Annotated in this window: 1 protein-coding gene; it reads right to left on the bottom strand. The window is 71.0% G+C overall.

Going from position 1 to position 928, the window contains the following annotated elements; translation table 11 throughout:
- The coding region (locus EAO73_RS34900; protein WP_224756587.1) for a tetratricopeptide repeat protein at positions 1–911 on the bottom strand (911 nt) is incomplete at its 3' end.
- Positions 912–928 lie beyond the last annotated feature (17 nt).

Genomic DNA, 928 nt, shown 5'->3' with positions numbered 1-928 from the left:
CGCGTTCCTGCGCGACGAGGCGCAGTTGTACGTGGGCGCGTCGCTGTTCGCGCAGGGGGTGTACCACGAGGCGATGAACGTACTGGCCCCGTTGCCGGGGAAGCTGGAGGCGGGCAGCCGGTTCGACGCGGAGACGAAGTACTTCGTGGGGCGGTCGCGTTCACCGGGCGGGCCAGGGCGCGCGACTCCACGTCGAGCAGGTCGGGCGCGCACCGGAACGCGTACTGGTAGCGCTTCAGCGCCTCCTCCTGCCGCCCCAGCGCCTCCAGCGACCGCCCCACGAAGTACTTCGTCTCCGCGTCGAACCGGCTGCCCGCCTCCAGCTTCCCCGGCAACGGGGCCAGTACGTTCATCGCCTCGTGGTACACCCCCTGCGCGAACAGCGACGCGCCCACGTACAACTGCGCCTCGTCGCGCAGGAACGCGTCACCGATCCCGGGCGCGAACTTCAGGACCAGCGGCCAGTCCTCCTTGAGGAACGCGTACCGGGTGCAGACGAACCGGGTCTCGTCGCAGTCCAGCAGGGCGGTGGAGAGCCCCTTCCACGCCTCGTCGACCCGCTGCTCGTCCAGCAGCGAGGACATCGCCGCCAGCCACAGGTCGCGGGCGTTCTCCAGCCGGAAGGTGACGTAGTGGCCGATCTGGAACGTGGACCGGAACGGCGCCTGGAACTTCGCCCGCAGCGCGCCGAAGTTCACCGAGGCGCGGAGCATGCCGTCCAGCGCCGCCTTCTTGTCCGTGCCGGTCACATGCAGCCCCAGCCAGGCATCGGCGGCGGCGGGGTCGTGCTGCGTGGCGAGTGCGAACCGCGCGGCGGCTCCCGGGTTGTCGCCCTGCCGCATGAGAACCACGCCCTCGTTCCACGCCTGCTCGGCCTTCCTCGCCGACCCCCGGCCCGCGGCACCCTGCACGTGATACTCCCCTCGCC

The sequence above is a fragment of the Streptomyces sp. col6 genome (genome assembly GCF_008042035.1).
GTDB lineage: Bacteria > Actinomycetota > Actinomycetes > Streptomycetales > Streptomycetaceae > Streptomyces.
This window is presented reverse-complemented; position numbering and strand designations above follow the sequence as displayed.